Here is a 24,570-nt window from a genome sequence, read left to right on the forward strand (position 1 = left end):
ACCCGCGAACCGTATGCCCAAGGTGGCTGATTTCATCGAGCAGAACCGTGAGTGGATCGTCGAGCGCTTCGCCGAGGAGGCCGGCAAGCTGGAGTCCGCCCGGGGCGTCAAACCCTACGAGCTCATCGACACCCTGCACGAGTACCTCGGGACGCTGGTGGCCATCTCCCGCCAGGGCCACCGGGGAGACAAGGCCAGGACGAAGCAGCGGCTGGAGGAGTCGCACCTGAGCCTGCGGTTGCGGCTGGGTTACAACCAGGAGGAGGTGACGAACGAGTACGTCATGCTCGGGCGCATCATCTCCTCGCTGTGGGAGCACCTTCCGATCGAGCAGCGCCCGTCACCCGAGGACACGGCCCTCTTCTTCGAGGATCTCCAGGGCGCGATGGACAACACCATCGCCATCTTCAGCGGCTACTCCTTGGAGGACCGGCAGCGCGAGAAGCGCGCGTTGCGCCGGCTGGACGCGCTCGGGCCAGAGGTGCTCAAGCGAGACGAGCCGGGGGCGCTGCGTCAGGCGTTGGTGCCCCTGCTGGAGGTCATCCAGGAGGCGCTGGCGGCGGACGGGACGGAGCTGCTGCTGGTGGATTCGAGCCGCAAGTGGCTGGAGCCCGCCGCCGTCTCGGGGGCCTGTCCTCCGTTCCCGCCGGGCTACCGGGCCCCGCTGGACGGCGCCTCCTTCGTGGCCCGGGTGGCCGGGTCCGAGGAACCCGTGCACCTGCCGGACGCGGCCACCTCCTCGCTGGAGGTGCGCGAGGAGGTGCGCGGCAGCGGCCTGCGCTCGCTGTTGGGCCTTCGCTTGTGGCCGCACGGCGAGGTGATGGGGGTGCTCTGGGTGGGGGTGCGGCAGATGCGTTCCTTCGAGCCCCAGGCCCGGCGCTACATGGAGACGCTGGTGGAGTACCTCTCCGGCATCCTCGACCGGGCCCTGCTCTTCGAGGCGCTGCGCGAGGCCAACCGGCGGCTGCGCCAGGAGCGGGAGCTGCTGTCCGCCGTGCTGGAGCGGATGCCGGCGGCTGTCTTCATCGCGGAGGCGCCGAGCGGCAGGCTCGTCTTCGGCAACCAGCAGGTGGCGAAGGTGCTCGGTCACTCCTTCCATGCCTCGTCCGACGTGAGCGGGTACGCTCAGTACCAGGCCGTCCACCCGGATGGTCGGCCGTATGCCCCGGACGAGTACCCCCTGGCACGCGCCATCCAGAAGGGGGAATCCGTCGAGCGCGCGGAGGTGCGTTACCGGCGCGGAGACGGGACCCTGGGTTTCTTCAACGTCTCCGCCGTGCCCATCCGCGACGCCGAGGGGCGCATCATCTCGGGCGTGGCGACGATCGCCGATCTGACGGAGCAGAAGCGCGCCGAGGAGGACATGCGCCGGACGGCGGAGTTCGCCGAGCAGCTCATGGGCATCGTCTCCCATGATCTGCGCAACCCCCTCAACGCCATCGGCCTGTCCGTCGCGGCGCTGCTGCGCCATGAGAACCTGGACGAGCGCCAGGCCAAGGGCCTCGCGCGCATCACGGCCTCGGCGGAGCGGGCGAACCGGATGATCCGGGATCTGCTCGACTTCACCCGCGCCCGGCTCGGTGGCGGCATCCCCATCGAGCGCGCACCGTTCGATTTCCATCTCGTCGTCCAGCAGGCCGTGGAGGAGGTCCGCCTCGCGCACCCCGAGCGGGAAATATCACTGGCGCGCGGTGGGCCGGGCGAGACCGAGGGGGATGGAGACCGGCTGGCCCAGGTGGTCACCAACCTCGTGGTGAACGCGCTCACCTACAGTCCCGTGGGGACGCCTGTCCGGGTGGAGACGCGCGGTGAGGAGGATGGCGTCGTCCTGCGCATCAACAACCAGGGCGAGCCCATTCCGCAGGAGCTGATTCCGCGTCTCTTCGAGCCGATGACCCGCGGGGGACATCGCCGGGACGCGGCGAGCCGCAGCATCGGCCTGGGGCTCTACATCGTGGACAACATCGTCCGGGCGCACTGCGGCACCATCGAGGTGCGCTCCACGGCAGAGGAGGGCACGACGTTCACCGTGCGGCTCCCCCGCAGGTGCTGAGGGGCCCGCCGGAAGTCGACGGGCCCCCTCGGCTCTACGGCTTCAGCTGGAAGTAGAGCAGGTCGGCGGAGCCTCGTGACGTATGGGTGCGCCCGTCGAGCAGGACGGGGGACTCGAAGTCACTGCCCAGCACCAGGCTGCCTCCCGGCTGCGGCGCCACGTGGAGCCGGGTCTCGGGCCAGAACACCTCGCCCTCGAGGTTGTTGTCGAAGGTGCGCGCCCACAGGTAGTCACCCGAGGCCGAGTAGCGCGCCACGAAGGGCGAGTACTTGCCGAAGCCATTGGGGCGCGGGTTGCCCAGGAAGCCACCGCCCAGGTCCATGATGTCTCCGAAGCCGGTGAGGGAGAACGTGCCGTCGTTCCCCGTGACCAGCTCCTGGAAGTTGGCGCCCGAGCGGGTGCCGCGGGACAGCATGCGGATCCACCCGTCCTGTCCCGAGCCGCTCAACGTGCCGAGATAGACGCTCCGGTCACTGCCATTGGGCAGCTCCGGCTCGCCTCCGCCCGCGATGTACGTGTTGCCGGCGAAGGTGAAGGTGAGCACGAGCTCGGCCACGAAGGCCACCCCGTCGGTGCCCACCGGGCTCACGTCCAGGATGGAGCCCTTGGTGCCGGTGAAGACCCGCCGCCACAGCTCATTGCCGGAGGCATCGTACTTCGCGATGAACGGATGCGGAGGGTTCGCCGGGTAATAGAGGTAGTCGCCGCGGCTCGCCTCCACGCCGACGAGCACGTTGCCCGCGGCGTCCGCGGCCACCGCGCGGACCGAGGTCGCGTCGATGGATGGGGCCGTGGGGAAGACCTTGGACCAGACGTGCTGGCCGTCCCAGGAGAACTTCGCGAGGAAGCCACCGGGCACCGCGTCGCCTCCGGTGAATTCGATGCTCGAGGTGCCCGCGAAGAGCGTCCCCCCGCCGAGGTCCAGGTTGCCGTGGAAGCCGCCACCGACGATGAGGCTGCCCTGGGCATCCGTGGCCACCGCCTGCACGTAGACGGGCATGGGGTCGAGGTCGTCCCCATAGTCATAGGTGGCCGGGAAGCCGTGGGACCAGACGGGCTGGCCGGTGGGCGAGAACTTCGCCACGAAGAACGCGTTGAAGTAGCGGTTCTCGTAGCTCGCGGGCGCCGCGGGCAGCGGGCCCGTGCCCAGGTCCGGCGAGCCGCCGTAGCTGCCCACCACGAGGATGTTGCCCTCGGACGTCACGGTGAGCGCGCGCACCCGCACGTCACCCGTCGTCACCTGGCGGCTCCACACGAACGTGCCGTCCGCGCCGTAGCGCGCCAGGGCGAAGCCGGTGCCGGTGGGGAAGGGCGCCTCGCCGAAGTGGCCGGCGGACACGAAGCCTCCCGTGGCGTCGCTGGCCAGGGCCTGGATTCGCTCGGGGCCCGCGCCTCCGAGCCGCCGCGTCCACCCGGTGAGGCCTCCGCCCGTGCCCCGGTAGGTGCAGTAGGGATCGGACTCCAGGGTGAGGCGCAGCCTCGGGCGCAGCTCGCTCGTGAGCGAGTCCCGCGAGACGAAGTCCACCCCGTTGGTGGACTCGGGAATGAGGCCGAAGCTGTAGGTATCGGCCCCCGTCACCGTGCCCGCCACGTCGTACTCCACCCAGGTGCCGGCTTCGATGGCGCCGAGGTTGCCCACCGGAGCGCCCAGCGGGGTGGGCCGCTTGTCCCAGAGGGGGCCAGCGGAGGACACATCCTCGGTGGTGCGGTAGAGCAGCGGTCCGTCCGGAGTCGGGTCCGTGGCGTACAGCCGCAGCTTCGCGCCCCGCAGGTGCCAGCCCTGGGCGATGGTGACGTAGAACTGAAGGAAGCTCTCCAGCCGGGGCGAGCCGTCCACCCGCAGCACCGGCTCGGCGCCGAACGTGCGCGTGGGCTCGCTCTGGGAGGCATACGCGTCGGTGTACGGCTCGATGTCGACGAACTGGGTGGTCGTGCGCGGCATGCACTCGGACCCCGTGCTCACGGTGATGACGAGCTGGGGCCGCAGGTCCGTCCTGCCGTGCTCGCGGGAGTGGAAGTCCAACCCGTCGTTCGAGTTGCCCTCCACCAGGAAGTTGTGTTCGCCGGCGCCGCGCACCGCGCTCGTCACGTCGAACTCCACCCAGCCGCCGCCCGTGATGGCGCCCTTGTCATCCAGGGGATCGCCGATCGTCCAGGGGCGGGTGTACCAGGTGACGCCGCTCTCCGCCCAGTCGCCCTGGGTGCTGAACACGCGCGGCCCGTCCGAGCTGCCATCGCTGGCGTACACCCGCAGCGTCGCGCGCATCACCGCGCCCGGCAGCGCGTTGACGTTGAAGCGCAGGACGCTCTCCTGCCTGGGTGAGAAGTCCGCCACCAGCTTCGTGTCGCTCCCGAAGTTCGCCGAGGGGGCCGTCACATCCACGCGCGCATCGGCGCTCGCGGGGAAGACGAGTGTCGTGGCCAGCTCCTGTTTCAGGACGGAGGGAGACTGGGGTACGGGCTCTCCGGTGCTCGGTTCCTCCGCTTCCATGCCTCCGCAGTGGGTCAGCAGCATCAGCGCCGCGCACCCTCCCGCGAATTTTCTTCCCCACGGCCGCTCACGCTTCATCGTTCCTCCCGGGGCAGGTTGTGCCGCGCGGCGCCGGGTGCACCCGATGTGCCCGGGGTTTTCCCTGCCGGGGGACCGTTGGAGGCGTGAGATTCCACACGGGAGTGACAAAGAGGGCAGGAACGTGACCCGGGGTGAGAAAAGGGTTGCTCCGGGTTGGGAATCGGCGTGCCTACCGGTCGGGTGGTCGAGGTGTGGGCTCGCGGGCAGAGTGGCCCCGCCAACCTCCGCGATCCACACATCCGGGCCCGGGGTGGTGTAGATGGGGGAAGCGTCTTCCGATCAACCCGGAGCCTGTCCCATGAGCATCAGCCCCCGGCTGAATTCCACCACCGCCACCGCCTCGTCCGAGCGTATCTGGGAGGAGGAGATCCTCCCCAAGCTTCACGAGTACATCCGCATCCCCAACAAGTCGCCCGCCTTCGAGGCGGACTGGGCGGCCAAGGGCCACATGGAGAAGGCGGTGAAGCTCATCGCCGGCTGGTGCGAGTCCCAGGCGAAGCACATCCCCGGTCTGAAGGTCGAGGTGGTGCGCCTCAAGAACGAGAAGGGCGAGGACCGCACCCCCGTCATCTACATGGAGATTCCGGGGACGGGTGACGACACCGTCGTCCTCTACGGCCACCTGGACAAGCAGCCGGAGATGACCGGCTGGCGCACGGGCCTCTCTCCCTGGGAGCCGGTGCGCGAGGGCGACAAGCTCTTCGGCCGCGGTGGCGCCGATGACGGCTACTCCGCCTTCGCCTCGCTCGCCGCCATCCGCCTGCTGCGCGAGCAGGGCGTGTCCCACGCGCGCTGTGTGGTGCTCATCGAGGCCTGCGAGGAGAGCGGCAGCTACGACCTTCCCGCCTACATCGAGCACCTGGCGCCGCGCATCGGCAAGGCCTCGCTCGTGGTGTGTCTGGACTCCGGCTGCGCCAACTACGAGCAGCTGTGGATGACCACCTCGCTGCGCGGGCTCGTCTCCGGCAACCTGCGCGTGGACATCCTCTCCGAGGGCGTGCACTCCGGTGACGCCAGCGGCATCGTGCCCTCGTCCTTCCGCATCCTCCGGCAGATTCTGTCTCGCGTGGAGGACGAGCAGACCGGCCGCATCCGCGTCGACGGCCTGCACGTCCACATCCCCCACGCCCGCCGCGAGCAGGCCGCCGCCGTCGCCGAGGTGCTCGGCGAGGAGGTGTACTCGAAGTTCCCCTGGGTCCCCGGCGCCCACCCGGTGACCACCGACCGCGCCGAGCAGATCCTCAACCGCACCTGGCGCCCCGCGCTCTCCGTCACCGGCGTGGAGGGTATGCCCACCCTCAGCAGCGCCGGCAACGTGCTGCGCCCCTTCACCTCCGTGAAGCTCTCCATGCGGATTCCTCCCCGCCTGGATCCCAAGGCCGCCACCCAGGCCCTCAAGCTGGCCCTCGAGGCCGCTCCTCCCTACGGCGCCAAGGTCACCTTCGAGGGCGAGAAGGCCAGCGCCGGCTGGGACGCGCCTCCGCTCGAGAAGTGGCTGGAGACCGCCACCCACGAGGCCTCGCGCGCCTTCTTCGGCAAGCCCTTCATGGCCATGGGCGAGGGCGGCACCATCCCCTTCATGGAGATGCTCGGCCGCCGCTTCCCCGAGGCCCAGTTCCTCATCACCGGCGTGCTCGGCCCCAACAGCAACGCCCACGGGCCCAACGAGTTCCTCCACATCCCCACCGGCAAGAAGCTCACCTGCTGCGTGGCGAGCGTCATCTCCGCTCACTTCAACCGGTAGGTGGGGAACCCGGGGGCCGCCATACCCTCACCCCGACCCTCTCCCGAAGGGAGAGGGAATGGGTGGGGGATGGGGGTTATGGGTTGATGGGGGATGGGGACGGCGGGTGCTTCAGGACTGCGTCGGCTCGGTGCTGCCCTCGGGGCTCGCGGTGCCCTCGGGGGTGGACTCGGCCTCGGTGGACTCGGCCTCGGTGGACTCGTCGTCCTCCTCCGCCACCGGCTCCTCGCCTCGCGCCTCCGCCGCCTGCTTCTCCTTCACCTGGTCGTCGCTCATGAAGCCGATGGGCAACTCCTTCCGGTTCAGGAAACGCACCGCCTTCTTGGAGATGGCGTACATCTGCTCGGCCACCTCCGCGGGCACCAGCGAGTGTTCGATCTGCGCCGGCTCCGGCCGCTCCACCACGCCCAGCTCGCCGTTCTCCAGCTGCTTGGCCTGCGTCTCCGTCAGCTCCAGGCGCCGCAACTTGCCCTTGCGCGTCATGAAGTAGAAGACGGTGGCGCCCACGTCCACCGGCACCTGCGCACCCAGCACCAGCTCGCGCAGCTTCCGGTCCTGCTCCACCTGCTTCTTCGACTCCATCCGCTGGGCAGCCTTCGAGCCCGGCAGTGGCGGCAGCTTGGGGACGATGCCGCCAGCCGGCTCCACGCCCGGCCGCCCGCCCTGCGGACGTCCTCCCTGGGGCCGTCCACCGCTCGGGGGCCGCCCGCCTCCCTGGGGACGCCCACCTCCCTGCGGACGGCCTCCGTCACGGCCCTCGCGGCGCGGCGGACGGTCGTCGCGCCCGCGCTGCTCTCGCGGCGGCCGATCGTCCTGCTCACGGTGCGGCGGAGGTCCCTCACGCCTGGGTGCCTGGGAGGGAGCGGGGCGTGCGGCCTTCGGGGCTGCCGTCTCCGCCTTCTTCGCCTGGTCCTCGGAGACCAGGCCGGCCTTCAAGAGCTTGTCACGCAGGTTCTGCATGAGTGGGGTTGTATCCCGTACATTGGCGCGCGCAAGCCGTCCCTTGCCGCTCCAGCACACGCCCCGTAATTTGGGCAACCCCTCGCAGGAGCCGGAGGAGTTGTGACCCGTTTTCAGAAGTTCACCGCCGCCGCCGTTCTGGCGTTCGCCACCGTGGCTTGCCAGGACCCCGTCGACAAGGCGGCCAAGGCGCGCATCTTCTCCCCCGAGGACCCGCCCAAGGTGGTGGCCTCGGCCGCCGAGAAACTGCCCCCGGAGGACGTCGCCGACAACCCCCGGGTGGCCCGCCGCATCCTCTCCATGGATGCCGCCGAGGTGACCGAGCGTCTCGGCCCCCACTCCTACAAGGCCACCGTCAGCTACGAGTGGAGCGGCGGCCAGGGCACCGTCCCCGTCAAGTTGACGGAGACGCGCACCTTCCGCGCCGGCCCGGGCGGTGTCAGCGGCGACTTCCATGGTCTGCTGGAGAACAGCCGCGACCAGGGCCTGGAGGTGATGCGCGTGGGCGGCCAGGTGTTCGCCCGCAACCGCTACGGCACCTTCCGCCAGCGTCTGCGCGACCGCGGCATGGCCGAGCGCACCCGCGCCGAGCTCACCGGCGCCATCCGTGACGTGGACGCGCTCTTCCGGGGCCGGTTGCACCTGGCGCCCCGCGGCACCGTCACCTACGAGGGCCGTACCGCCTGGAACTACGCCGTGGAGCTCGGTCCGGAAGGCAACACCGGCACCACGCCCCAGGTGCTGCCCGCGCTCCTCGAGCCCAAGGGCGGCCGCGACGAGACCACGAAGCGCCGCCTGGCCTTCTTCGAGAACCGCACCCCCAAGTCCCTCAGTGGCGAGGTGGTGGTGGACGCCCAGACGTCCGTCGTCCTCAAGGTGCGCCTGGACGGCCGCATCACCGTGCCCGCCAATGACGCCGCCGGCGCCGCCGAGCTGCGGATGGTGTTGGAATCCGCCCTGAGTGAAATCGGGAAGGACCCCCAGTTGAAGCCGCCGGAGAGCTTCCTGCCCGACGCGGACAAGCCGCAGGGCATCGCGGACGCGCTGGACCGCTTCGGGATTCCCCGCAACAAGCCCGAGGGCGCCGAGGGAGCTCCGAGTACCGGCACCCCCGCGGACGAGCCCGCGGACGACGAGGGGAACTGACCCGCCAGGTGTCGCGTGGGAGGCAGGCCGCTACAGGGAGGCAGCGGCCTGTTGGAAGAAAATTTGACCCGATACTTGCGTTCTCTAGAATCCTCGACGGTTGCGGCCCAGGCGCGTCCGACATGAATGGATGTTCAGGGGCCCACGAGCAAGGGAGCGGAGATGGAGCGCAAGGTCGGTAGCAGCACGACGGTGACGTCCAAGGAGGTCAAGGCGTCGCTGGAGAAGGCGCACACCCTGACGTCCGAGGAGGAGAAGGTCCTGCGCCTGCGGCACGGGGCCGGGGCCTCCAGCAAGAGCGCACCGCTCCCTCGTGCCGCTGGCAACAACGAGGAGCTGGGTGACGAACTGCTCCTCATCGAGATGCAACTCATGAAGGCCATGCGCGAGCGCACCGGCCAGACGAAGTCGGCCAGCAAGCCCAAGGCGGCCGCCGCCGCGAGCGCGACGAAGGACAAGATCGTCCGCGCGCTGCGCAAGAAGAAGTAGCCACCACGGCCCCGTTCCCGGGGCTGGCGCTCAGCGGTCGAGCAGAGCCACGAGGCGGGCACCCGCCTCGGGGAGCGCGAGTTCTTTTGCCGAAATCTCCGTGGCGAGCGCTTCGGCGTCGTCGGTTCCCCCGCGTCCGAAGAGCCCCTGGAGCCAGCGGCCCGCTGCGGGGTTGCGCCACCAGTCCTCGTTGAAGCGCCCGGTGAGCTGCGCGGTGAGCCGCGCCTCCAGGGCCCAGCCGCGCAGGTAGCGCGTCACGTAGAGCTGAGGGTCCACGTCGAAGAGGAAGAAGCCCGGGTGCGGCTCGACGAAGAGCGCGCGGCGCTGGGCATCCGCGTACTCCTCGGCGCGCTCGGGCGAGGGGCCGCGTGTGTGGAGGGACAGCTCGTAGGGCAGCTTCGCGCAGTGGCGGCGCAGCACGGTGAGCCCCTGGAAGGCGGCCAGGCGCGTCACGTCGCGGGCGGTGGCCGAGGGCAGGCGCAGGTAGCGCTTGAGCCACTCCTCTTCCGTGAGGAGCCGCTCGAAGAGGGTGGCGAAGGCCTCGGTGACGGAGGCGTCCCCGAGCCGGCGCAGCTCCAGCGGCAGCTCCTCCTTCACGTGGGCGTGGTGCAGGGCGTGGCCGTACTCGTGCAGGAGGCTGCCCAGGGCGTCCATTCCCCCGCGCCGCTGGAGGACGAGGCGCACCTCGCCGGGGATGCGCACGGAAACGGTGAAGGGGCGCGAGGCCTTGCCGGGGCGCTCCTCGTCGTCGATGCGGATGCGGCCCTGGGCGGCCGGGTGGAAGCCCCACTCGCCGAGCCAGCGGATGACGGCGGGCAGCTCGTCCTCGCGCTTGAAGAAGCCGCTCATCCACGGGGCCTGGGTGGCCGCCTGCAGGTCGTGCCTGCGCGCGTTGCCCGAGGGCAGGGGGCGCAGCGTGGGCTCCACCTTCTTGAGCACGTAGCCGAGCACGTCGCGGTAGGCGTCCTCGGTGAGGCGCAGCGTCTCCTGGGCGGCCTCGGCCAGCTTGTTCAGGTCGATGCCGGAGACGTCCTCGCGCAGGGCGACGTAGCTGGGGGCGCGGAGGCGCTCGGTGACGCGGAAGGAGGCCTCGCGGCGGGTGCCATAGCGGCCCCGGTTGTCCCAGAGGAAGCCGCCCGTGGCGCTCTCGAGCAGGGCGCGCCGGCCGCGGTTGGGCTCATGGGGGAGCTGGCCGAGCGCCTCACCGAAGGAGAGGGTCTGGTCATCCACGGGGAGGCGGGCGCGGGCCTCGAGCTGGGCCACGGCCTCGGCCTCGGGGGCGGCGAGGGACTCCTCGACCTGGGTGGCGATGAAGTCGCGCAGGAGGCGGAGGCGGCGGACGCCGAGCAGGTCGCCCTTGGCCTGCGCCTTGGGGACGGCTTCGGTGGCGGCGGCGAAGGCCTCGGGGGAGGCGATTTCGGGCGAGTCCTCGTAGAGCTCGCGGAGGGGGAGGTCCGGGGACAGGCCGGCGGCGTGGCGGTAGTGGAGGGTGGCCAGCTGGGCGAGGAAATCGTCCAGGCTCGCGCGCAGGGAGGGGAGGGGACGGTCCATGGGGGGCCGGAAGGTAGACACTTCGTCCACCGGGGAAAAGGCCCGAGGAAGCCGAGCGTGGCGCGGTGGACCCTCCGTCCCTCTTTCTCTGTCGGTTACCGTGCCACCGTGGACCCGGATTCAGAGGGCACTCGCGGGCAGTGGCCGAGGTGCGAGCGCGGAGGGCACGGGCCTGCCGAGTTGCTCCATCACCGCCGCGAAGTCCTGGGAATGCTGCCGGAGGGACAGCGTGTCCGTACCGATGATGTAGCGCTCCTCGATGCGCTTCAGGTCCGGCATGGGGACGACGGGCCGGAGGATGAGGCGCTTGAGGGTGGGCCAGGACAGGCCCGTCATCTGGCAGGCGGCGGTGACTCCGAGGCGGTGCCACAGCCAGGGCGCCATCTGCTCGACCTCTGTGGTGAAGAGGGAGTCGTGCGCCGCCCAGGTGACGCGCTCCACGCGGACGCCATGCTCGGGGCACTGCATGCGGCGGGGCGCGTAGCTCAGCCACACCGGCGTGCGCTCCAGCGTGAGATGGCGCCACCGGCGCACCGGCTGCGTGTCGTAGCCACTCCAGAAGTCGTTACAGACTCCGCACCGGCGCGCGGGCACGCGTAACCGGACGTGCACCACCAGGCCGTGGGGTTGGAGGCTGGCGCCGCGCACGCGCAGGCCCTCCAGCCCCAGCACTCGCTCCAACGTCTCATTCACTGCCTCATTCACGCCCACGCTCTCCATCGTCGTTCTCCCTTGGAGGGCGTCGTTGCCCTCCTACGTGCGGCGGCGCCCGATGCAAGGCGATGGCCAGGAGCCACTCCCGAGGGGAACCCGTGCGCAGTGGAGGGCTCGACCGTCTTGGGTGGGAGATGACCGTCCACTCGGAGCGAATCAGGGACGTGAAGGGCTGGTAACCTCCGGAGGGATGAAGCGCCGAACCTTCCGAGTCGAATCTACCCTCACGGGCCGCACCGTGAGCGAAGCACTGGCGGCGGAACTGGGCCTGTCTCTCGAGGAGGCGGAGCGCCTGGTGGGCGTGGGCGCGGTGTACGTGGCCGGGCGCCGGTGCCGGGATGCGAAGACGCGGCTGGTCATGGGGCAGGTGGTGACGGCGGTGTTGGAGGAGGGGGGGGAGAGCCCGCTCGCGGAGGCTCCGGCGCAGGCTCCGAGCTTCCGCGTGCTGCATGAGGACGCGGATGTCATCGCGGTGGACAAGCCGGCGGGGATGACGGCGCAGCCCACGGAAGGGCGGGTGGGGGACAGTCTGGTGGACCGGGTGGGCGAGCACTTGAAGACGCCCGCGGGGCTGGTGCACCGGTTGGACCGGGAGACGTCCGGAGTGACGGTGTTTGGCAAGACGCCCCAGGCGACGACCGCTCTGGCGGAGGAGTTCCGCGAGGGCCGCGCTCGCAAGCGCTACCTGGCCGCGGTGGGTCCCGTGGAGCTGCCGTCCCAGGGGACCATCGATCTGCCGCTGTCGAAGGACCCCTCCCGGCCGGGACGCTGGCGCGCCACCCGCGCGGCCAATGGGATTCCCGCGTTCACGGAGTACCGCGTGCTGCACGCGGGCAAGGACTTCTGTCTGGTGGAGCTGCTTCCCCAGACGGGGCGGACGCACCAGCTGCGCGCTCACCTGACGGCGCTCGGGGCTCCGATTCTTGGAGACAAGCGCTACGGCGGCGCGGCGAGGGCTGGAGGGATCGAGGCTCCCCGGTGTTTGTTGCACGCGCAGGCGCTGGAGCTGGCGCATCCTCGGACTGGAGTCACCGTGCGATTCGAAGCTCCCGTACCGGAGGACCTCTCGCGATTCTTCACGGCAGCGGGGATCGTGGCTCCCTCTGGGCTCATTCGTCCACTTGATGCGGCTACCCGCGGGTAGACCCTCGATACCCTCACCCCGACCCTCTCCCAGAGGGAGAGGGGATGTTTCGCTCACGGTTTGTTTGAGCGTGACGGAAGGCGCAACCTCCACCAGGTCTCACGGCCGGGCTTCCAACGGATGGCCAACACCAGTGTCCGTTGTGGCCGCAGATACCGCAGGCGGAACACCGGCCCTCGTCGCGGTATCAGTCCCTCGGCCGTCGGACGGAAGCGCAGGCTCACCCGCAGCGACTCCAGTGTCGCCGCCGCTGGAAAGCGGGCCTGGGTCTCCAGCCACCGCGCGAACCGCCAGCCGTCCGCCATGGGGCCTCCCTCGTGGGGGAGGGGCTCCTCCGCGGCGTATCGGTCGAACAGCGGATGGAACTCGGCGCCGAGCGCTCGTGCCAGCTCCGGCCAGGTGGCCACCACCGAGTGCTCGCGCTTGTGTGCCAGGGCCTCGGTCGCCGCGCGCACCCGCTCGGGATCGAACCCGGGCGGCAGCTCCTCGTGGCCCGTCAACGCGGCGAGCAGCGCGGCCTGCGCCCGGGCGAGGGCCTCGCGATCCTCATCCGCCATGAGCCACCTCCTTCCGTGTGAGCAGCTCCACGAAGCCCAGATGCGAGTTGTCGCGCGTCAGCTGCAACCGCCACAACCTCCTCCTCCGCAGCCTCCACCGCAGCCACCGCCACTGCTTCCCCCGTCTCCACCCGACGAGGGCGCCGGCATCAGGGCTCGCTGGAGATCCTCGAACTGCGTCCCCGTCAGCGAGGTGGCTCCGAAGAGCCCCACCGCCAGCGCCACGTCACTGCCAGCGAGCACCGAGGCGTTCGCGCAGACACTGGTACGCAGCGCCTCGTTGCGCTGAGTCAGCTTCTCGAGCGCGGTGTTGCCCCGATTGCTGCGATGGGGTTTGCGCACGGCGAAGAACAGCGCCGTGCCCAGGACGACGAGACTCATCAGGAACAGGAACCCGACCGGCCGATCCCTCTGCATGCCGATCACCACCTTGGCGATGCCCACGGCGAACACCCCGAGCATGATCACGCTCGAGTAGAGCGTGATCCTCCCGGAGGTGGTGTCATCGGCGATCAGCTCCAAGCGGAGGAGCCGGTGTTCCAGCCGCGCACGCAGGGACCCGGCGTTCTTCACCAACTCCTCGATCGTCGCGCCGTTGGCCGAGGCGTGAACCATCGCCTCCAGGGGATGGGGGCTGGCGTGCAGCTTCTTCTGGACCGTCAGCTCCCGCCCCTCCGGAGTCACCTGGAGGTACTCCTGCCGGACGAGGCTGGCGACCGCGGACTCGACGGCCCGTTCCATTCCGCCGGAGAGGAAGGAGACCTCGTAGGGGTGGAGATCGGTGATGCGCGGATCCACCGGCCCGTCCGGCCCGAGCAGGTACTTGCGCAGCAACCTCGCGCCGAGCCAGGCCGAGATCGCCAGCACGGCGTAGAAGGCGAGGAACTCCGGCCCCGGAAGGTCGAAGGGGTTCACAACCGTCCCTCCAACTCATGGGCAACGCGTGCGGCACTGTCCAGGCTGGCGAGCACCCGCTCGATGAGCGGCTCGGGCTCATCCAACTCGGCGGTGCCCGCCTTCAGGGACGGGAGCTGGAGCAGCGCGGAGCCATCCAGCCCGAACGCCGCCGCCGCGGCCTGGAGCACCGCGGCCTCGCCTCCCGTGGGGACGGGGCGGTTGGTGAGGCGCAGCAGCGTCTCCAACTCGACGACGAGGGGCGCGGTGATGCTCACGAGCTGGGCGGACAGGGTGGCCGGTTCCTCCACGAGCGCGATGTAGCGCCGGCGCAGGCGCAGCAGCAGGTTGCGCAGCTCCTGCTCCACGCGCAGCCGGATGTGCTCGGGCGAGACGCGCAGGTCGTGGAACGGGTCCTCCCCGGTGAGCACGAGGTGGTGGCGCTGGATGTCCAGGAAGCGGGTCGGGAACACGTCGGTGGCGTCGGCCACCTCGGAGGGTTTGAGGAGCAGCGGCTCCACCCGCAGGGCCCGCCAGGCCCGCTTGATGGCGGGCGCGATGTCCCGCAGCTTCGGGGCCGAGGTGTCCCGGAGCAGCACCACCAGGTTCACGTCGCTGGTGCCCTTGCGGTAGCCGCCCCGGATCGCGCTCCCGAAGACGATGAGCCCGGCCAGGTTGTCACCGGCGGCGCGGGTCAGCTCCTGTTGGAGCTCCTCCAGGATGGGGCGCAGCTCCTCGGGAAGACGGGGGGCCTCGGTCAGGTCGGGGCGGGTTGCGGTGGAGGGGTTCACTCGGTCTGCTCCAGTCTGATGCCCCGGAGGTTACACCAAGGCTCAAGCGGCACAGGTGAAGTGCACGCCCTCGACCCAGCCGAGCGCCGTCAGAGCGCCGCGAATCTCCTCCCGGATGCCTCGCACGCCCACCGCCGCCACCAGGTGCGTGTCCTCCGGCGGTGTGCCCAGGGACTCCGGTGGATCCACCGGAATCCCGTGGATGCGCGTGCCCACCTTGCGCGGGTGCACGTCGATGAAGCGCTCCACCCGGGCTCCCTCCGCGAGCAGGAAGCGCGTGAGGATGAGCCCTCCCGGACCCGTGCCCCACACCGTCAGCGGCCGCCCGGCCACCTCCGGGCTGCGCGCCAGGTAGTGCGCCTTCACCCAGATGAAGCGCTTGTGCGCGTACCTCGGATCCGTGCGCGTCAGCCGTCCCGTGCTGTCCCTCCACCGCAGCAGCACCTCGGGCAGGTTGTGCATCCGGTGGCCGGATTCGATGAGCTTCAACCAGAGGTGGTAGTCCTCCGGGAAGTCGCCGTGTGCCCAGCCCCCGGCCGCCACCACCGCCTCCCTCCGCAGGCACACCGAGGGGTGACAGATGGGGCTCTCCACGAAGCGCTCGCGGTGGAGCCGCTCGGGGGTGGTGAGGCCGTTGAGCCACGTCGCGTAGTCCCTCATCGAGGGGCTCACCGGCTGATCCTCCCGGAACAGCTCCACGCCCGTGCCCACGCCGCCCAGCCCGGGGTCCGCCTCCAGCGCCGCGACGCTCGCCTCCAGCCGCCGGGGCAGCGCCTCGTCATCCGCGTCCATGCGCGCCACGTAGGGGGAGGTGGCATGCGCCAGCGCGAGGTTGAGCGCGGCGACGAGCCCCCGGCCTCCCCCGTCCAGCACCTCCACCCGGGCGTCCCTCGCCGCCAGCCCCCGCAGCACCTCGCGCGTGCCGTCCGTGGAGCCGTCGTCCACCGCCAGCACCTGGATTTCACGCAACGTGCCTCCGAGGAGGCTCTCCACGGCGCGTGCCACGGTGCGCTCGGCGTTTCGGGCGGGGAGGAGGACGGTGACGACCGGAGGCGGCATCCTGTGTAGACTGCCCCACCCATGGGTGGCGTGAGAAACGGCAAGGACGCCGGTTCACCGGAAACGGCAGATGCGCGTCAGCGCTCGCCCGCTGGCATGCCCCCGTCCAGGGAAGGTGTGGACGTGCCCGATCTCGTGGAGCGGCACCGCCAGAATGCCTCCCGCCTGTTGAACGAGGGGCAGGCGGCGCGGGCCTTCGGAGAGCTGGTGCGGGCCAGCCGCTCCCTGCCCATGACGCCGCGCCTGGCCGCGGTGCTCGTCGCCTTCTCGCTGCGGGCGGGGACCGAGGCCGCCGCCATCGCCCTCCTGTCCTCCTCCCTCGGCAACACCCGGGGGGACACCCGCCGCGCCGTGCGGCTCCAGCTCGCGCGCTTGCTGCGCCGGGTGAACCAGCTCCCTCGCGCCATCGAGGCGCTCCAGGCGCTCGTCGACGAGTCCCCCGGAGACCGCCACGCCCGCCGGCTCCTCGAGGTCATCTTCCGCGGCATCGGTCGGGAGAAGCCGCCTCCCGGCCCCTCCGCTTCCCTGGAAGCGCGGGCATCCAAGCCTCGGGAGGCGCACGCCGCCGAGGATCCGCTCCATCGGAGCGAGACCATCGAGTTCTCCTCGCCCTGGATGGAAGACGAGCACACGGCGGAGGCCTTCGGCCCGCCGGATACGCGGTTCGCGCCTCGCGCTCCCCAGCCCCGGGCCAGGGCCGCCGCGGAGCCTTCCCCCGAGTCGCCGCGCACCGTCCTCGAGATGCCCGCCGTCTGGTCTCAGGACGAGGTGACTTCCGGGGCCGAGCTGCCATTCGGGGTCGCCCTGGCTCCTTCCTCCCCCCCTCGGGACGACTCCGCCGGGGCGGCCTTCAGCCACCGCCGCCTGACCCTCGAGGTCCCCACCGTCCGGCCCGAGGCGGCTCCCGCCAGGACTCCGGTTTCCCGGCTCGAGGCCCCGCTCGTTCCGCCACCCGCCGGGCTCAAGGCCAACGCGCCCGTTCCCTGGAGCGGCGACGAGGACACCGAGCCCTCGCGCCAGCTGGTGCCCCGGCAGGAGGACCCGGAAGAGGCGCGCCAGGAGGCCCAGCTCATCGCGCGCCGGGCGTGGCGCGAGCTGGCGCAGTTCTACCTGGCACGTGCCGATCGGGCGAAGGACCTGGTGGTCCGCACGGACATCCTCACGCGGCTCGCCGAGCTGTTGGAGGACGAGCTGAGGGATCTGGCGGGCGCCGCCCGGGTGTACGGGCAGATCGTCGCCCTCACGGGAGACAAGGCCGCGCTCGCGGAGCAGGTGCGGCTGGTGTCCCAGCGCGAGGACGGCGACGAGTGGGTGGTGCTGCGCGTGCTCGACGAGGCGGTGCAGCGCGCGAGCAACCCCCGGGCCCGTGCCGCGGCCTTCCTGGCTCGCGGCGAGCGGCTGCTGTCCACCGGCGAGGTGGCCCGGGCGCGCGCGGACTTCGAGGCGGCGGCGGCCATCAACCCCGGCTCGCTCCTGGCGCTGATGGGGCTCGCCCGGTGCGCGCCCGAGGCGGACCGGGCCCGTGCCACCGAGCGCCTGCGCGTGGCGCTCGCCGCCGTACCCCGGCGCTCGCCCTACCGGGTGGAGGGCTTGCGGTGCCTCGCCGAGGTTTCCGGAGGGTCCCTCGCCAACGCGAAGCTCGCGTACTGGGCGTGGACGGAGGTGCTCGCGGAGAGCCCCGAGGACGTGCACGCCCAGGACAAGCTCCTGGATCTGTCGCGGCAGCTCGGGGACAAGGCCGGGTTCAGCCGCCTGCTGCGCGCCCGCATCGAACGGGAGCCGCGAGGGCTGGTGGCGCGCAAGGCCCGGCTGGAGTTGGTGTCCACGCTGGAGGCCCTGGGAGAGCGCGAGGCCGCGCTCGCCGAGCTGCGCCAGGCGGTGCGCTTCGAGCCCGGTCACAAGGAGGCCTGGCTGCTGCTCGTGGACCGGCTCATCGCGCTCAAGCAGCACGGCGAGGCCGCGTGGGCCCTGGAGCACGCCGCCACCGCCACCGAGGACGATGAGGAGCGCCTCGGGGCCTGGGCTCGCCTGGCGCGTTTCTGCCGCGAGACGCTCGGGGACGCGGCCCGCGCGCAGGTGTACGCCAACCGGGCGGAGAACCTTCGCAAGGCCATCTCGGAGCGAGCGGCGCCCACGCTGCACCCCGAGCCGCCTCGCAGCGCCGTCCCCAAGCGCGAGTCGAGCGGTCCCCGCACCGGCGTCCTCATTCCTCCGCCCGGCGCGGTGGAGCTCACGCCCACTCCGGCGGCGCCAGCGGCCCCGCCACCCGCCGCCGGGCTGGAGTCGGCGCGCACGGTCCTTGAGATGCCCGCGGTCGGCGCCAGGGTGTCCGAGCCCGCGCCCGCCCCTGCCCCGGCGCTCGAACCTCCCGACGCGCCGGTGCCCGTGGAGAGCACCCGGGTCATCGCCTGGGAGGCGCCTCCCGGGAAGATGGACCCCGTGCGCCGCCGTGCCCGGGGCGAGCATCCCGTCCCCGTGGCGCCTCCCGCGCCCGTGGTGCCTCCCGCTCCGGTGAGCGCCGTCAAGCCCGCACCGGCTCCGGCGCAGGCGGAGGCGCGGCCGGCGGCCATCGAGCGCGTGCGCGAGCGTCCGCTCGAGGCGGCCGCCTACCGGGAGCTCTCGGCCTTCTTCGTGGGCCGGGGCGACACGGCGCGTGGCTCGCTGATGGCGGAAGTGGCCTCGGCGCTCGAGGGCGGCGGGAAGGACGCCGTCCTCCGGCCTCCGCGCCGGACGCTCACCCCCGAGGAGCGCGCGGGCCTGCGCCATCCCGGCCTGCGCAACCCGGCGGGCGAGCTGCTCGCCTCCGTGGGCCTCGCCCTCTGCCGCCTCTTCCCCACCTTCGGACGGGCGGCGGGCTCCAACGAGCCCCTCCGCTCGGACGTGGGTCCCGGAGCACGGGCCGCCCAGGAGGCGCTGCTGTTCGTCTCGCGCATCCTCGATGTGCCGATTCCGGAGGTCTTCCTCTCCGAGGACGAGGGCCCGCCCTTCACGCTCGTCCACCCGGGAGCCCCGCGCCTGTTGGTGGGGCGGAGCGCGGTGCGTCAGGTGTTGCCGGAGCCGGAGCTGCGCTTCTTCGCCGGGCGGGCGCTGTCCTGCCTCGGGCCGGACCTGCTCGCGCTGCGCTGCCTGAAGAAGGACCAGCTGCTGCGCGCGGTGGCCATCCTGGCCTCGGTGCTGCGTGGAGGCTCGGAGCTGGGCCCCGAGACCCGCGTGGTGCGCGATGCACTGCACCCCAGTGCGCGCTCGCGGGCGCTGCTGCTGATGGAGTCGGCCCAGCGGGAGTTCGACGCCTCGGCGCTCGCGGAGGCGGCGCGCCACTCGGCCAACCGCGCGGGGCTGGTGGCCTGCGGAGGCCCGGGGCCGGCGGTGGCCGCGCTGCGGGCCCTCAAGTCCAGCGAGCAGGAGCTGGTGGAGCTGGTGCGCTTCTCCGCCTCGGAGCGCTACCTCCCGCTGCGCGGCTGAGCGTCAGCGGACCTGCACCTTGAAGGTGAGGGCGACGAGCCGTCCCTTCTCGCCGCCGAACTCGTGGTGGTAGGCCAGGTCGAGCCCACCTCCTGGCGTCAGCAGGCCGATGCCCATGCCCAGCTCCGAGGCGCGGGTGAAACCATTCCAGGTGTAGCCGGCGCGGATGGGGAAGCTCTGCCCGATGACGTACTCCACGCCACCGCTGTAGGTGAACGTGGTGCGCTTGTACGTTTCGAAGTCGGCGCGCACGTCGGCGGCGACGGTGAGCAGGCCGGCGAGGACACCGGCATGGGCCGAGTAGTAGCGGGTGAGCTCGGGATTGCCGGTGCCGATGAGGTTGTGACCGGAGACGCCGAGGGCGAAAGCCGGGCTGGGGCGGAAGAGGAGGCCCGCGTCGCCGGTGACGGCGTTGGCCTGCCGGGCTCCGCGCATCAGCAGGTAGCGGGTGGAGACGCCGATGAGGAGGCTGTCGGCGATGGGCAGGGCCATGGACACGGTGTTGATGTGGGCGGTGGTCCGCTGGGGACCCTTGCCGAGGGTGACGAGCTGGTAGGTGACGCCGCCTGCGAGCACGCTGGTGGACGCGTCGGAGATGGACACCATGCCGGCGGCATCCTTGCCGACCCAGTCCCAGGCGCCGGTGAGCTCGATGCGGTAGGTGGGGTAGGCGGCGAGGGCGGCGGGGTTGCCGGTTCCCGACTCGGCGCTCACACCGAGGGCGCGCCAGGCGCCGCCCATGCCGTAGCCGCGCGCGCTCAGGAGGCTGCGCAGGTCCTCGGCGGCGGGATGGCGGTAGAGGGAAGGCGCGGTCTGCTCCTGGGCAAGGGCGGGGGCGGACAGAGCGAGGGCCAGCAGGAGGAGCATCGAACGGTGCCACATGGGGGGCATCCTAACTGCCTTGATGGAGGGGAGGGCCATCACTAGATTCGCCGCCCCATGTCGACCCCATCCACGACGAGAGCTGGCTTGCGCATCCTGTCGGCCACCAAGGCCCTATCCAAGGAGCTGTTCGAGGGGGCAGCCGTGAAGAGGGGGCTGCTGGTGATGGGAGTGCTGGCGTCGCTGAGCGCGGGCGCGTACGTGCTGCCGGGAGGGTCCATCCTGCGGCGGATGATGGGGGAGAGGGAGGAGCTGAACCTGTCCGCGCTGCGGGCGGACGGCTCGTTGAGTTTCTACGGACCTGGGGTGAAGGAGGCGGGGGCGGCGCTGGGGCTGCCGGCGGATCGGCCCGAGCTGCAGGCGGACGGCACGGTGTACCTGAAGGTGCCGGGCCGCTGCCGGTTCGAGGCGAAGGCGCTGGAGGGCAACACGGTGGCGACGGTGGTATCCGGGGGCCGCAAGAGGGTGGAGGGCACGGAGATTCCGGCGCTGACGGAGGCGGTGCAGCAGGTGTGCGCGATATTGGCGGCGCGTGCGGGGTCGGCGGTGGAGGGGCGGGAGGTGGTGGAGACGTACCTGCGCTCGTTGGGAATCGAGCCTCGGACGACGTCCCTGGGCCGCTTTGGAGGCGAGGTGGCGTACGTGCTGGGAGGGCAGGGGGAGGGCAAGCCTCAATTCTGGGTCTACAAGGAGGGCTTCAAGCCGGCACGAGTGCGCTACAAGGACGGGAAGGGGACGGCGTGGGACGTGCGCTTCCTGGACTACAACTCGCCGGCGACGGGCGACGCGGTGCCGAGAACCCTCGAGGTCTGGCGAGGGGGCGAGCGGGTAATGCGTTACACGGTGCTGTCAGGTGACACGAGGGCGAAGCTGGCGGACACGCTCTTCTAGGTAGGTGTACCGAGCATCCCAGGTCGAGCCCGTGTCTACCCCCTCTCCCTCTGGGAGAGGGCTGGGGTGAGGGTCTACGGTCGCAAGGCGGCTGTGCAAGCACTCCAGGCCCCTGGGGCATCCAAGAAGCCCGCGCGACGTTGCAGAAATAAGAGATGCTTCGTCTCCGAACGAGCTGACGGGCGTCATCCGCCCCAGGCCCACGTCGTCTCCTCCGGCCCATGAGGACACACCCATGAGGGACAATCGCTTTCCGAGCACCCAGCCGACCTGGCGTCCGGCCAAGCCCAAGAAGATGGGCAACCCGGTTTCGAAGATGACGCAGGTGGCGGGACGGCGAATTGGAGGAGCGCTGCGAGCGGAGCAGGCGCGTCAGCAGAAGAGGCGCGATACCCGACGCTGAGAAGATCACCGAGCCGCGGGAAGGTGGCATCCTCGGAGAGACAGACGCTGCGAGCGGGGCTCGCGCGGGAGGATCCATGTCCGAGGAAGATCGGCGCAAGTGGAACACGCGCTACGGTGAGCAGGGGGGAATGCTGGAGCCCTCGGGGTTCCTACGCTCGCTGGCGGACCGGCTCCCGAGCAAGGGCCGAGCGCTGGACGTAGCAGGAGGCTCGGGCCATGACGCGCTCTGGCTGGCGAGACATGGCCTGGAGGTCACCCTGGTGGATGTCTCGGACGTGGCGCTCGAGCGGGCGGCGAAGGCCGCGCGCGAGTCGGGGGTGCCGCTCCGGGTGCGGCGGTTGGACCTGGAGGAGGAGCCGCTGCCTTCGGGGCCCTTCGATGTGGTGCTGTGCCTGAACTTCCTCCTCAGGCCGCTGTTCGCCGGGTTCGCGAAGGTGCTGGCGCCGGGCGGGCTGCTCGTCTTCGCACAGCCCACGCGGAGCAACCTTCAGCGGAACGCGCATCCCTCGGCGCGCTTCCTGTTGGAGGACGGCGAGCTGCCGCGGCTGATCCAGGACCTGGAGGTCGTCTCGTATACCGAGGGGTGGACCGGGGAGGGCCGGCACGAGGCGAGGCTGGTGGCGCGTCGCGCGGATTGAAATGGCGCGGCCGTGCCTCCAGGTGAAGGGTTTTCGACGCTCGGTGAACCGGGGGCTTGAACGCGGAGTCGCGGTGTCAACAATGCGCCGCATGACCCCTTCCCAGATGGAGTTTTCCTCGCGCGCGGCCGCCGGGCTGCGCGTTGTCCTCGGCTGCCTGTCGCTCGCGGTGTTCGCCGCCTGTGATGACTCCGGCTCCGAGCAGCCCAAAGCCACGCCCATCACGCAGGCGCGCACCCAGGGCAATGGCACGACGGTGACCGTGGAGGGCTACGTCACGGTGCCTCCCGGGAACTTCAAGTCGGCCCTGGAGAACGAGGGCTTCGCCATCCAGGACAACACCGGAGGCATCTACGTGAAGCTGGCGGAGAAGCTCGACTTCGGGCTGGGCACCCGCGTCCGGGTGACGGGCAAGCTCAACGACGAGGCCAATCTGCGCATCCTCGAGAGCGAGCCCGCCTCCGTCGAGAAGCTGGAGGGCACGCAGCAGGTGACGCCCAAGGAGGTACGCACTGGCGACGTCAATGAATCCACCGAGGGCCTGCTGGTGCGTATCTCCGCGACGGTGACCCGGGCCGCCAATGATGAATTGCCCTACGGCTACGAGCTGTATGTCGACGATGGCTCGGGGGAGGTGCAGGTGTACATCCACGGGTCGGCCGGCTTCGCGCCGGAGACGGTGAACGCCCTGTCCGTGGGTCAGCGCATCGAGGTGACGGGCCTCGCGGCGCAGTACGAGAACACCTACGAGGTGGCGCCCCGGCAGCCCTCGGACCTCGTGGTGAAGTAGCCCCCGGAGTGGTTTCCCGGAGGGCGCCGCCGTAGAAGGGGGACGCCATGTCGCTCCAGAAGATCTCCGTCCTCCGCGAGTCCGCCGGCGAGCGGCTCGACAAGTACCTCTCGGCGCACGTGCCCGGGCTCTCGTTGGAGCGGGCGCGTGTGCTCATCGAGCAGGGCCACGTGCGGATCCGCGGGAAGAAGTGCCAGGCCTCGCGCAAGCTCTGGGGTGGCGAGGAGATTGAAATCAGCCGGCCCCCGCCGCGAGCCCCGGCGAGGCGCTCGGCGGAGGGGCCCGAGCTGCCCGTGCTGCACGATGACGAGGCGCTGGTCATCGTGAACAAGCCGGCGGGCCTGGTGGTGGAGCCCTCGGGGAACGTGCCCTCGGTGGTGGAGCTGCTGGCGGCGAGGCTGCCACCGTTCGACGTGGAGGGACTGGCGCAGCCGGGAGTGGTGCACCGGTTGGACCGCGAGACGAGCGGGTGCCTGGCGCTCGCGCGCACGGACGAGGCGGTGGCGGCGCTCGACCGGGCGTTCCAGGAGAAGCGCGTGGACAAGCGCTACTGGGCGCTCGTGCTGGGAGAGACGCCCGAGAGTGGAAGGCTCGAGGCGCCGTACGGGAGGGATCCGAAGGACCCGAGGCGGTTCACGACGAAGGTGCGCTCGGCGCGGCGAGCGGCGCTCTCGTACGAGGTGCGCGAGCGGCTGAAGGGGGCGACGCTGGTGGAGGTGAAGCTGGAGACGGGGCGCACGCACCAGATCCGCGTGCAGATGGCGGAGGCGGGACACCCGGTGCTCGCGGACTCCGTGTATGGCCCCGAGGAGGCGCGAGCGCATCCGGCGGCGAAGGCGCTGGGACGCCACGCGCTGCACGCGCTCCGGCTGTCGCTGCCGAGCCCCCTCACGGGCGGGCCGGTGAGCGTCGAGGCGCCGCTGCCCGAGGATTTCCAGCGGGCCCTGGCGATGCTTCGGGGTTGAGGTCCGGGGACGGCGGGAACCGTGTGCTATCGGGCACCGTCCGGCACCCGACGAACAGATGACTCTGGGGGTCGTGTATTCGGGAGCCCACCATCTGGGAGGGGCCCGTAAACGTCCGGAATGACTGGGGCCCGTAGCCGTCCTCCGTGAGGGGATGGGGAGGGGTCCATCGTGGGGGATGCCCCCGGGGATGTCAGACCCTTGGGGTAGTTTGCGTCCTTGCTGCTGAACCGGAACCGACGCGCCATCGGCGTGAAGGAGTGTGTCAGCCGCAAGGGGGTTTCATGCGAACGAAGCTGTGCGTGCTGGGGGCGGTGTTGGGGACGGCGTCGGTGCTGCCGGTGGTGTGCATGCCGGTGGAGGCTCCGACACAAGAGCGGAAGCAGGAGGAGCAGCGGGGCGGCGTTTCAAGGCAGGCGGGACGGCCGTTCGACGGGCACGGGTCCGAGCGGCTCTCGCCGGTCGAGGTTCCGGTGGTCCCGGCGAGCCGCATGTCGGACGAGCCGAAGCACCCGTGCGAGCTCGTCACCGTGATGCAGGTGCCGTGCGACCCCACGGCGGCCACCTGCGAGTACACCTATTGGGAGTGCCCGCGGAACGTGAAGCCGCTGAGGGCATGACGGAGTGACAGAGCGGCCCGTGCGCGGGCCGCCTCGGCGCGGCGGGTCGGGCTCTTCGGAGCCTGGCTCGCCGCGCTGCCGTTTTCAGGCCCAGGAGCAACTTCCGAGGACCCTATGGGCTGAGCCATCCCCTCATATTGGACCGAAAACTTCCCGGAAAACGGGTTGTTCGGCCAGCAATTCAACGAATCGAGCCATCAAGGGCAGAAGCGTGTCTTCGGGCATCATGGGAATGGCCTGGTA

Annotated in this window: 21 protein-coding genes; 12 read left to right on the forward strand and 9 right to left on the reverse strand. The window is 71.0% G+C overall.

Features of this window, described 5'->3' with window-relative positions; translation table 11 throughout:
* Window positions 1-13: 13 nt before the first annotated feature.
* Window positions 14-2,053, forward strand: coding sequence for a sensor histidine kinase (locus NR810_RS50480; protein ID WP_257463335.1), 2,040 nt, complete (start codon window positions 14-16; stop codon window positions 2,051-2,053).
* A 34-nt stretch (window positions 2,054-2,087) separates the two neighbouring features.
* Here the strand turns inward: NR810_RS50480 and NR810_RS50485 are convergent, their stop codons facing one another.
* Window positions 2,088-4,622 (reverse strand): CBM96 family carbohydrate-binding protein, encoded by a 2,535-nt coding sequence (locus tag NR810_RS50485; protein WP_257463336.1) that lies wholly within the window; start codon window positions 4,620-4,622, stop codon window positions 2,088-2,090.
* A 301-nt stretch (window positions 4,623-4,923) separates the two neighbouring features.
* Here NR810_RS50485 and NR810_RS50490 point away from each other — a divergent pair, with 301 nt between their 5' ends.
* Entirely contained in the window at window positions 4,924-6,369 is a 1,446-nt protein-coding gene (locus tag NR810_RS50490) for a M20 family metallopeptidase (protein ID WP_257463337.1), read from the forward strand.
* A 111-nt stretch (window positions 6,370-6,480) separates the two neighbouring features.
* Here NR810_RS50490 and NR810_RS50495 read toward each other — a convergent pair whose 3' ends face one another.
* Entirely contained in the window at window positions 6,481-7,329 is an 849-nt protein-coding gene (locus tag NR810_RS50495; protein ID WP_257463338.1) for a DUF2058 family protein, read from the reverse strand.
* A gap of 102 nt (window positions 7,330-7,431) precedes the next feature.
* Between NR810_RS50495 and NR810_RS50500 the strand changes: the two genes are divergently transcribed.
* Complete coding sequence (locus NR810_RS50500; RefSeq protein WP_257463339.1) at window positions 7,432-8,475, forward strand: hypothetical protein; 1,044 nt, start codon at window positions 7,432-7,434, stop codon at window positions 8,473-8,475.
* Window positions 8,476-8,637: 162 nt separating this feature from the next.
* Window positions 8,638-8,964, forward strand: coding sequence for a hypothetical protein (locus tag NR810_RS50505; RefSeq protein ID WP_257463340.1), 327 nt, complete (start codon window positions 8,638-8,640; stop codon window positions 8,962-8,964).
* A 30-nt stretch (window positions 8,965-8,994) separates the two neighbouring features.
* Here NR810_RS50505 and NR810_RS50510 read toward each other — a convergent pair whose 3' ends face one another.
* The gene (locus NR810_RS50510; RefSeq protein WP_257463341.1) at window positions 8,995-10,515 is read right to left on the reverse strand and encodes a peptidase M3; all 1,521 of its coding nucleotides are present in this window, start codon (window positions 10,513-10,515) and stop codon (window positions 8,995-8,997) included.
* Between the two features lie 120 nt (window positions 10,516-10,635).
* Window positions 10,636-11,220 (reverse strand): helix-turn-helix domain-containing protein, encoded by a 585-nt coding sequence (locus tag NR810_RS50515; protein ID WP_257463342.1) that lies wholly within the window; start codon window positions 11,218-11,220, stop codon window positions 10,636-10,638.
* A gap of 199 nt (window positions 11,221-11,419) precedes the next feature.
* Between NR810_RS50515 and NR810_RS50520 the strand changes: the two genes are divergently transcribed.
* Complete coding sequence (locus NR810_RS50520) at window positions 11,420-12,373, forward strand: RluA family pseudouridine synthase (protein ID WP_257463343.1); 954 nt, start codon at window positions 11,420-11,422, stop codon at window positions 12,371-12,373.
* Window positions 12,374-12,426: 53 nt separating this feature from the next.
* Here the strand turns inward: NR810_RS50520 and NR810_RS50525 are convergent, their stop codons facing one another.
* From NR810_RS50525 to NR810_RS50540, 4 genes are read right to left on the reverse strand one after another with little or no spacing between them, the layout of a single operon-like run.
* The gene (locus NR810_RS50525; protein WP_257463344.1) at window positions 12,427-12,930 is read right to left on the reverse strand and encodes a hypothetical protein; all 504 of its coding nucleotides are present in this window, start codon (window positions 12,928-12,930) and stop codon (window positions 12,427-12,429) included.
* Window positions 12,931-12,987: 57 nt separating this feature from the next.
* Window positions 12,988-13,845 (reverse strand): TIGR04222 domain-containing membrane protein, encoded by an 858-nt coding sequence (locus tag NR810_RS50530; RefSeq protein ID WP_257463345.1) that lies wholly within the window; start codon window positions 13,843-13,845, stop codon window positions 12,988-12,990.
* On the reverse strand, window positions 13,842-14,615 hold the full coding sequence (locus NR810_RS50535; protein ID WP_257463346.1) for a nucleotidyltransferase domain-containing protein: 774 nt from the start codon (window positions 14,613-14,615) through the stop codon (window positions 13,842-13,844). The genes NR810_RS50530 and NR810_RS50535 overlap by 4 nt, the downstream gene beginning before the upstream one ends.
* 42 nt (window positions 14,616-14,657) lie before the next feature.
* The gene (locus NR810_RS50540; RefSeq protein WP_257463347.1) at window positions 14,658-15,674 is read right to left on the reverse strand and encodes a glycosyltransferase; all 1,017 of its coding nucleotides are present in this window, start codon (window positions 15,672-15,674) and stop codon (window positions 14,658-14,660) included.
* A gap of 123 nt (window positions 15,675-15,797) precedes the next feature.
* Here NR810_RS50540 and NR810_RS50545 point away from each other — a divergent pair, with 123 nt between their 5' ends.
* Window positions 15,798-19,136, forward strand: a complete 3,339-nt coding sequence (locus NR810_RS50545) for a hypothetical protein (protein ID WP_257463348.1) — start codon at window positions 15,798-15,800, stop codon at window positions 19,134-19,136.
* Window positions 19,137-19,139: 3 nt separating this feature from the next.
* Here the strand turns inward: NR810_RS50545 and NR810_RS50550 are convergent, their stop codons facing one another.
* On the reverse strand, window positions 19,140-20,018 hold the full coding sequence (locus NR810_RS50550) for a PorV/PorQ family protein (RefSeq protein WP_257463349.1): 879 nt from the start codon (window positions 20,016-20,018) through the stop codon (window positions 19,140-19,142).
* A gap of 87 nt (window positions 20,019-20,105) precedes the next feature.
* Between NR810_RS50550 and NR810_RS52515 the strand changes: the two genes are divergently transcribed.
* The 6 genes from NR810_RS52515 to NR810_RS50580 all read left to right on the forward strand — a co-directional run bounded on the left by NR810_RS52515 (window position 20,106) and on the right by NR810_RS50580 (window position 24,327).
* The gene (locus NR810_RS52515; RefSeq protein WP_306819206.1) at window positions 20,106-20,909 is read left to right on the forward strand and encodes a hypothetical protein; all 804 of its coding nucleotides are present in this window, start codon (window positions 20,106-20,108) and stop codon (window positions 20,907-20,909) included.
* Window positions 20,910-21,144: 235 nt separating this feature from the next.
* Window positions 21,145-21,312 (forward strand): hypothetical protein, encoded by a 168-nt coding sequence (locus NR810_RS50560; RefSeq protein WP_257463350.1) that lies wholly within the window; start codon window positions 21,145-21,147, stop codon window positions 21,310-21,312.
* 76 nt (window positions 21,313-21,388) lie between these two features.
* The gene (locus NR810_RS50565) at window positions 21,389-21,952 is read left to right on the forward strand and encodes a class I SAM-dependent methyltransferase (protein WP_257463351.1); all 564 of its coding nucleotides are present in this window, start codon (window positions 21,389-21,391) and stop codon (window positions 21,950-21,952) included.
* A gap of 91 nt (window positions 21,953-22,043) precedes the next feature.
* Window positions 22,044-22,742 carry a DUF5689 domain-containing protein gene (locus NR810_RS50570; protein WP_257463352.1) on the forward strand — a complete coding sequence of 233 codons (699 nt, stop codon included), beginning with the start codon at window positions 22,044-22,046 and terminating at the stop codon, window positions 22,740-22,742.
* 47 nt (window positions 22,743-22,789) lie between these two features.
* Window positions 22,790-23,707, forward strand: coding sequence for an RluA family pseudouridine synthase (locus NR810_RS50575; RefSeq protein WP_257463353.1), 918 nt, complete (start codon window positions 22,790-22,792; stop codon window positions 23,705-23,707).
* Window positions 23,708-23,991: 284 nt separating this feature from the next.
* Window positions 23,992-24,327: a hypothetical protein gene (locus NR810_RS50580; protein WP_257463354.1), complete on the forward strand. Its 336-nt coding sequence runs from the start codon at window positions 23,992-23,994 to the stop codon at window positions 24,325-24,327.
* Window positions 24,328-24,570 lie beyond the last annotated feature (243 nt).

This window comes from Archangium lipolyticum (assembly GCF_024623785.1).
GTDB classification, from domain to species: domain Bacteria; phylum Myxococcota; class Myxococcia; order Myxococcales; family Myxococcaceae; genus Archangium; species Archangium lipolyticum.

Bases quoted from the DNA above. Each gene is read 5' to 3' on its own strand.
- NR810_RS50540 (WP_257463347.1), bottom strand. From the start codon at position 15,674: ATGCCGCCTCCGGTCGTCACCGTCCTCCTCCCCGCCCGAAACGCCGAG.
- NR810_RS50480 (WP_257463335.1), top strand. From the start codon at position 14: ATGCCCAAGGTGGCTGATTTCATCGAGCAGAACCGTGAGTGGATCGTC.
- NR810_RS50505 (WP_257463340.1), top strand. From the start codon at position 8,638: ATGGAGCGCAAGGTCGGTAGCAGCACGACGGTGACGTCCAAGGAGGTC.
- NR810_RS50520 (WP_257463343.1), top strand. From the start codon at position 11,420: ATGAAGCGCCGAACCTTCCGAGTCGAATCTACCCTCACGGGCCGCACC.
- NR810_RS50525 (WP_257463344.1), bottom strand. From the start codon at position 12,930: ATGGCGGATGAGGATCGCGAGGCCCTCGCCCGGGCGCAGGCCGCGCTG.
- NR810_RS50560 (WP_257463350.1), top strand. From the start codon at position 21,145: ATGAGGGACAATCGCTTTCCGAGCACCCAGCCGACCTGGCGTCCGGCC.
- NR810_RS50575 (WP_257463353.1), top strand. From the start codon at position 22,790: ATGTCGCTCCAGAAGATCTCCGTCCTCCGCGAGTCCGCCGGCGAGCGG.
- NR810_RS50510 (WP_257463341.1), bottom strand. From the start codon at position 10,515: ATGGACCGTCCCCTCCCCTCCCTGCGCGCGAGCCTGGACGATTTCCTC.
- NR810_RS50550 (WP_257463349.1), bottom strand. From the start codon at position 20,018: ATGTGGCACCGTTCGATGCTCCTCCTGCTGGCCCTCGCTCTGTCCGCC.
- NR810_RS50580 (WP_257463354.1), top strand. From the start codon at position 23,992: ATGCGAACGAAGCTGTGCGTGCTGGGGGCGGTGTTGGGGACGGCGTCG.
- NR810_RS50485 (WP_257463336.1), bottom strand. From the start codon at position 4,622: ATGAAGCGTGAGCGGCCGTGGGGAAGAAAATTCGCGGGAGGGTGCGCG.
- NR810_RS50495 (WP_257463338.1), bottom strand. From the start codon at position 7,329: ATGCAGAACCTGCGTGACAAGCTCTTGAAGGCCGGCCTGGTCTCCGAG.
- NR810_RS50490 (WP_257463337.1), top strand. From the start codon at position 4,924: ATGAGCATCAGCCCCCGGCTGAATTCCACCACCGCCACCGCCTCGTCC.
- NR810_RS50565 (WP_257463351.1), top strand. From the start codon at position 21,389: ATGTCCGAGGAAGATCGGCGCAAGTGGAACACGCGCTACGGTGAGCAG.
- NR810_RS50570 (WP_257463352.1), top strand. From the start codon at position 22,044: ATGACCCCTTCCCAGATGGAGTTTTCCTCGCGCGCGGCCGCCGGGCTG.